The 5,846-nt window shown below is 67.7% G+C and carries 6 protein-coding genes and 1 pseudogene; 1 reads left to right on the top strand and 6 read right to left on the bottom strand.

Annotation, left to right across the window (positions count from 1 at the left end):
- Nucleotides 1-614, bottom strand: a pseudogene (locus tag JO059_RS00035) (hypothetical protein); the annotation flags it as partial.
- A gap of 170 nt (nucleotides 615-784) precedes the next feature.
- On the opposite strand from JO059_RS00035, the gene JO059_RS00030 reads away from it, so the two are divergent.
- On the top strand, nucleotides 785-2,572 hold the full coding sequence (locus JO059_RS00030; RefSeq protein ID WP_366516136.1) for a PecA family PE domain-processing aspartic protease: 1,788 nt from the start codon (nucleotides 785-787) through the stop codon (nucleotides 2,570-2,572).
- 20 nt (nucleotides 2,573-2,592) lie between these two features.
- On the opposite strand, the gene JO059_RS00025 is transcribed toward JO059_RS00030, so the two are convergent.
- Genes JO059_RS00025 through JO059_RS00005 form a run of 5 tightly spaced genes read right to left on the bottom strand, consistent with a single transcriptional unit; the run spans nucleotide 2,593 to nucleotide 5,699 of the window.
- Entirely contained in the window at nucleotides 2,593-2,982 is a 390-nt protein-coding gene (locus JO059_RS00025) for a hypothetical protein (RefSeq protein ID WP_293313526.1), read from the bottom strand.
- Complete coding sequence (locus JO059_RS00020; RefSeq protein ID WP_293313524.1) at nucleotides 2,979-3,908, bottom strand: metallophosphoesterase; 930 nt, start codon at nucleotides 3,906-3,908, stop codon at nucleotides 2,979-2,981. Before JO059_RS00020 ends, JO059_RS00025 begins: the two co-directional genes overlap by 4 nt.
- Before the next feature lie 46 nt (nucleotides 3,909-3,954).
- Complete coding sequence (locus JO059_RS00015) at nucleotides 3,955-4,422, bottom strand: cupredoxin family copper-binding protein (RefSeq protein ID WP_293313522.1); 468 nt, start codon at nucleotides 4,420-4,422, stop codon at nucleotides 3,955-3,957.
- A gap of 21 nt (nucleotides 4,423-4,443) precedes the next feature.
- Nucleotides 4,444-5,151, bottom strand: coding sequence for a Rieske (2Fe-2S) protein (locus JO059_RS00010; RefSeq protein ID WP_293313520.1), 708 nt, complete (start codon nucleotides 5,149-5,151; stop codon nucleotides 4,444-4,446).
- Complete coding sequence (locus JO059_RS00005) at nucleotides 5,148-5,699, bottom strand: sigma-70 family RNA polymerase sigma factor (protein WP_293313518.1); 552 nt, start codon at nucleotides 5,697-5,699, stop codon at nucleotides 5,148-5,150. The genes JO059_RS00010 and JO059_RS00005 overlap by 4 nt, the downstream gene beginning before the upstream one ends.
- Nucleotides 5,700-5,846 lie beyond the last annotated feature (147 nt).

The following is a 5,846-nucleotide window of genomic DNA, read 5'->3' as shown; positions in this document are numbered from 1 at the left end:
TAGCGGGTGGCGCCGCCAGCGCCGGCGGTGCCGGCGGAGACGGAGGTGCCGCCTCCCTCTTTGGCGGAGGCGTCATCGGCTCCGGCGGATTTGCGGGAGGCGGCGGTGCCGGCTCCGGTGCTTCCGGTCCCGCCGGCGGGATCGGCGGCGCCGGCGGAGGCGGAGGAGGAGGCGCAGTCGCCTCCAACCTCGCCGGCAACGAAAGCTGGGGCGGCGCTGGAGGCGGCGGAGGCGCCGGAGGCGGCGGAAGTGCCGGCGGCGCCGGCGGAGCCGGCGGTGATGCCACCGGCGGAGCTGGCGGCGATGCCATCGGCGGGGCCGGCGGCGCGGGTAGCCCCGCGGCTGGCGCCGGCACCGGCGGTGGTGGGGGCGGCGGTGCTGGGTCCCTCGCCGGCGCTGCCGTCCCTGGAGGCGCCGGCGGCGCGGGCGCCGCGGGAGGCGCCGGCGGCACCGGGGGCGGTCTCCCCCCTGGCGCCATAGCCGGCAACGGAGGCGCCGGCGGCACCGACTGGCCCGTCTTCCCCGCCGGCCCCGCCGCGAGCGGAGGCACCGGTGCCGGCGGATTCAGCGGATCCACCGCCGGCGCGGGTAGTGACGGCCAGTCCAGCTAACACCGACTGCGCATTTCTAGACGCGATGGCGGGGCCGCGGGGCTTTCGACCACAGTGGCATTCACATAGGCGTGGCGTGGGCGAAAACGTGAAATCCGCCGCCGCCGCGCCTACCATCCGTTTATCGCTGAACGCGGGGGCAGCTCGGCTACACAAGTAACCGGAGGTGTTCCATGTCGTTCGTCATCGCGGCACCTGAAATGATGACCGACGCAGCAACACGCGTCGCGAGCATCGGGTCAACCATCAGGGCGGCCAACGCGGCCGCGTCCATCCCGACGACGAGGGTGCTGGCCGCCGGTGCTGATGAGGTGTCGGCCGCCATTGCGACGGTGTTTTCCAGGCACGCATCGGCATTTCAGGCAGCCAGCGCTCAGAGCGCGTCATTTCACGCCCAGTATGTGCGGGCCCTTAACGCCGGTGCGGCTGCCTATCTGAGCGCCGAGGCCGCTAATGCCGCGCAGACCCTGCTGAGCCCTTTTGAGCAGCAGACTGCGCCGCTCCGGCAGGCCCTGGTCGGTGCGGTTAACGAGCCCACGAACCTGCTGCTCAGGCGTCCGCTGATCGGAGCAGGAACAAACGGCACGACCAATGCCCAAGGGATCGGGACGCCCGGCGGGGCGGGTGGGATGTTGATCGGCCGTGGCGGTAGCGGTGGGACGAGCACCGCCACCGGAGTTCCCGGCGGCGCTGGCGGTTCGGCGGGGTTGATCGGCGCTGGGGGCACCGGCGGTGGAGGCGGGTGGGGCGCACGCGGCGGTGTCGGGGGCCGCGGCGGGTTGCTGAATGGCAATGGCGGGGCCGGTGGGACGGGCGGTCCGCTCGGTGTGGGTGGCGCGGGCGGCGGCGCGCTCTTGTTCGGCACCGGTGGGCGGGGCGGGACCGGCGGGGAGCTTGCGGCGGGGGGTGCCGGAGGGCGGGGCGGGCTGCTGGTGGGCAACGGCGGCACGGGCGGGACCGGGGGGGTTCTGGGTGCCGGTGGGCGGGGCGGTCTCGGTGGCTCGCTGTGGGGCCATCCCGGCGCCGCTGGCGCCGCCGGCCCTCAACCCACCATCCCGATGTATGCGATCGGTACCCGGGAAGTAGTGGAAATCTCCATAGGTGGCGGACAGTTTGTGCCTGTCCTGGTCGATACCGGATCCACCGGCCTCGTCGTCCCGCCGCAAGATGTTGCTGGGGCAAACCTCGGCGCGCCCACCGCCATTGGGCTTGTTTCCAATTACGGCAACAGCGTGCAAGGCTCGACCATTACCTACAATACGTATGCCGCATCGGTGAATTTCGGAAATGGAATAATCACCGCGCCGACGACCGTAGGTGTGGTCACCAGCGAAACCGTTACGGTTAACGGTGTTACGACCAACGTTTCGCCCTCGAATGCAGACCCCATTTTGGGGGTGGGTGCTAATACAGCTGGTTTTGGCCAGGGTTTCAACAGCAGCACCCCGCAGGCTTTGCCGGGCGTCCTCGGAAGGGGCGTGCTCCTGAACAACCCCGCGGGTGTCATGGAGTTCGGTTCCAATCCGCTCCCTTCGTACGCTTCGCTTTCCGGAGCGCCGATTACCAATCCGTATGTAGCGGTCACTGGCGGTGGACAAACACTGGCCGAAACTGCTTCGGGTGCGTATATCGACTCCGGTGGGGTGCACGGAGCCATCCCGACCAACATTGTCCCCAACCCGATACAGCCGGCACCGGGTGGACCGGAATACGTGCCGGCGGGAGATGTTATCTCCGTCTACACCAGCCAGGGTGGCACTTTGCTGTATTCACAGACGGTGACGGGTACGGCGCTGCCGATCGTCGTGCCGAGCACGAACAATTTCAATAGCGGGGTCATTCCCTTCTCCGGCCAGGGCACCGGCCTCGTCGGCCCCATCGGTACCGCCGATCCCAACGGCATACCGATCTACGTCTCGTACAGCCCCGGCGGTGTCGGGACCATCGAATTCGATACCTGAGCGCGGCATCGCCAAGCTATTTACGGCGCAACGACCAAGCGCTTCGGCAAAGGCCGCCGAACCACAATGGGTGCCGCCCACAGCAGCACGCACAGCACCTCGGCAACCACGGTGATGGCCGCATGGGGCGCCGGCTCCCACCCGCGCTCGGAAAAGCCAAACAGCCCAACGGTCCTCGACAGCACGAAGGCCACCAGAGATCCACCGGCCACCGCCGCGGCGCCCCATTCGAGCCACCGGGGACCGCCCGCGACGATCAGCAGGGCCAACGAAAACGAGACGCTGGCCTGTACCAGGAAGGCAGCGCCGATCATTGGAATATGTTGGTAGCCATGGATATACAGATATGCGTGGCTGAGGGCGCTGACAGCCAGGGAAGCTGCCAAGCCCAATCGAAACAATATTCTCATTGCAGCGCCGTCTCTTTCAATGCCAGGGCAGCCTGCCCCTTGGTGTAACTGACCTCGCGAATGCCCAGGGCGTCATGTAGCTTGCCGGCCGGCAGCGTGACGGGCTTGGGTGCCGGGCCATCGCCCGGATGAGGAAGCGGATAGGCGGTGGTCGTGCCGCTGTAGAAGGTCACGTTGCCTTCGGTCTTGGAAAACAGCTGGTGCACATGGCCGTTGAGGCAGGTGACGGAGGAGAAGCGGCTCAGGTAGCTCAGTGCTTGCGTCGCGTCGTCGGTGCCCCATCCCCAGTCGGGGTACATCGCGAACAACGGGATGTGGCTGAAAACGATGATGGGTGTGTCGCTCGACAAGCCGGCGACGTCCTGTTTCACGAACTCCAACTGGTCGACGCCCAGATGGCCCAGCTTCTTGAGATTCAGGGTGTTCACCAACGCGATCACATGCACCCCGGCGATGTCGAAGCTGTACCAGCCGTCGCCGCGAGTCCCGGCCCCGAACACACTCCGGTACTTCTGCCCGGCATCGTCAACCGAGTCGTGTTCACCGGGAACCGTGAACACATGTGGCGTACGGAAACCGGTCATCATCTGCTTGACCTGGTCGAACTGGTCGGGCGTAGACAGATGCGTGAGGTCGCCGGTGTGGATGACGAAATCCGGCGCGTAGCCCAGACCATTGACCTGCTCGATGGCGTGGCCGAAGGTTCCCGCGACGTCGGGGTTGGGCGCACCGCTGAAGCCGATGTGGCTGTCGCTGACCTGGGCGAACCGCAGCGTGGGCCGGGCGTTCGAGCGCTCGGCCGCAGCGGAGCCGGCGACATGCGAGATGACCTCGCCACCAACCACGGCGAATCCGACCGCCGCTCCGAACCACGCCGTGTGACGGATCAGCTGGCGGCGACTCATCGTGTTCGGTTCCCGCGTCATGCGCCGCTCTCCCCATCGCTTCGCACTGCATCGTCGCCGGCGCGGGTCATCCCGTCACCACCACGGTGCCGTGCATCATCGGGTGAATGGTGCAGACGTAGTCGAATTTCCCCGGCGTGGAGAAGGTGTGCGAAAACGTGGCGCCCGTTCCCATCCCGGGCGAATGGAACGAGCCGTCGCTCGCGGCCACCGTATGCGGTTCCTCGTCGTGGTTGGTCCACGTGACGGTGGTGCCGACCTTGACGGTCAAGGTGGCGGGAGCGAAGGCGAAGTTGTCGATGCCGACCTGGTCGCCTGCGACCGCAGCCGGCGACCCGGTGGCTGACGCCGCGCCCGACGATGAACCCGGCATCGCGGGCATCCCGCTCATGCCCGGCATTCCGGGCGTGCCGCCGCCATTCGATCCGAAGGTAACGGATGGCTGCGCGTCGGGCCGCGAAGACGCGCATCCGGCCAGCAGCACGGCGACGGCCGACGCCGCGACCACATGTTTTCGAAGCTTGGCGATTTCCATGCCAAGAGATATGGCGGCGGGTTACACGTCGTGACGCGGCGGGGCGAACACCTCGATCACCCCGTTGACCTCGCGAACCATCAATGCGGGCAAGGGCTTTGGCGAAATGGGCAACTGGTGGGTGAGCACCTGCCCGCTGGGCGAGAACGACGTCGTATGACAGGGACAGCGCAGCGTGTCGTCGGGAGCGTCGAACCACAGCCGGCACCCCTGATGGGTACACACCCCGGAAACGGCCTGCGGTTTACCGTCGACGCGACGCACAAATCCGGTGACCGAACCCAGGTCGAACGGATGCATCCTCCCGTCGGGCACCTCCGAGCTGGCCGCCACGCGCTGCCAGCTTCCGTCGTTGGGCGTGAGTTCCCCCGCCGCAACACCCGCGGCGGGGCCGTCGGCGGGGCTGCCTATGAGAGCCCGGTCGATGGTGACCGCGGCGGCCGCGGCGGCCGCGGCGGCCGACGTGCCGACGATGACCTGGCGGCGCGTGGTGCTTTGCTTCGGTGCCGGCTCCGCCGGTGCGCCGTTCATCTGCTCGGCGAGGCGGCGGTGAAGGTCGGTCAGAAATTCGGGGCGGGGACTGCCGTCCGCATCCGGTCCCGTCCGGGCCGCCCTCAGCTCGATCGCCGTGCGGATCTGTACCGCCTCGAAGTCGTCGGCCACAAACGGCTTCGGCCGCCGACCCCGCAACAGGTCATCGACGTAGCGCCGCAAACCCCGCGCATTCATTGTTGGCCTCCCTCGTTGACCTGTGCCGCCAATCGCAGAGCGCGGTGCTGGAGCACTTTCGCGTTGGCAACGCTAATCCCGAGTTCGGCAGCGGACTCCTTGATCGAATTCCCTTGTAAGAAACGCATTTCCAAGATCTGGCGGTAGCGGTCCGGCAAGCTGTCGAGAACCTGGGCGACCCGCCGGGGTGCGGTGCTGATCGCCTCCTCGCTATCGGGGGGTTGTTCGACATCGTCGATCGAGGTTATCTCTCGACCCATGGTTTCGCGCCAGTGCGCCGCCAGCACCGTCCGGGCCGTGGCCCGCAGGTATGCGCGCACCTCGCCCACGCTCGCGGTCAGGCGCAGCGGGCGCAGCGCGGCGAGGAAGACCTCGGTGGTGAGGTCCTCGGCGTCGGCCCGATTGCCCACTCGCGCGAACAGCGTGCGATACACCCAGCCGGCATTGTCGACGTACACGGCCTCCCAGTCGGGATAGCCGTCATTGAAACCACTGTCGGGCACCGCGCGCAGCTGTCGCGGACCCACGGGTTCGTTGCGTGCAATCACCTTTCCTCCACCCGGTCAATATCAGGGCGGGTTACACGTGCCGTCGGCCAGCAGCTGCTCGAGCTTCCCGGCCGTTGCCGTCAGCGCCGTCTTCATCATGCTCAGCAGGCGCTCGCGCACCCGCGGCTTCGCCGAGGCCGGCGCGAG

The sequence above is a fragment of the Mycobacterium sp. genome (genome assembly GCF_019247615.1).
In the GTDB taxonomy this organism is placed as follows: Bacteria; Actinomycetota; Actinomycetes; order Mycobacteriales; family Mycobacteriaceae; genus Mycobacterium.
This window is presented reverse-complemented; position numbering and strand designations above follow the sequence as displayed.

Bases quoted from the DNA above. Each gene is read 5' to 3' on its own strand.
- JO059_RS00025 (WP_293313526.1), bottom strand. From the start codon at position 2,982: ATGAGAATATTGTTTCGATTGGGCTTGGCAGCTTCCCTGGCTGTCAGC.
- JO059_RS00020 (WP_293313524.1), bottom strand. From the start codon at position 3,908: ATGACGCGGGAACCGAACACGATGAGTCGCCGCCAGCTGATCCGTCAC.
- JO059_RS00015 (WP_293313522.1), bottom strand. From the start codon at position 4,422: ATGGAAATCGCCAAGCTTCGAAAACATGTGGTCGCGGCGTCGGCCGTC.
- JO059_RS00030 (WP_366516136.1), top strand. From the start codon at position 785: ATGTCGTTCGTCATCGCGGCACCTGAAATGATGACCGACGCAGCAACA.
- JO059_RS00010 (WP_293313520.1), bottom strand. From the start codon at position 5,151: ATGAATGCGCGGGGTTTGCGGCGCTACGTCGATGACCTGTTGCGGGGT.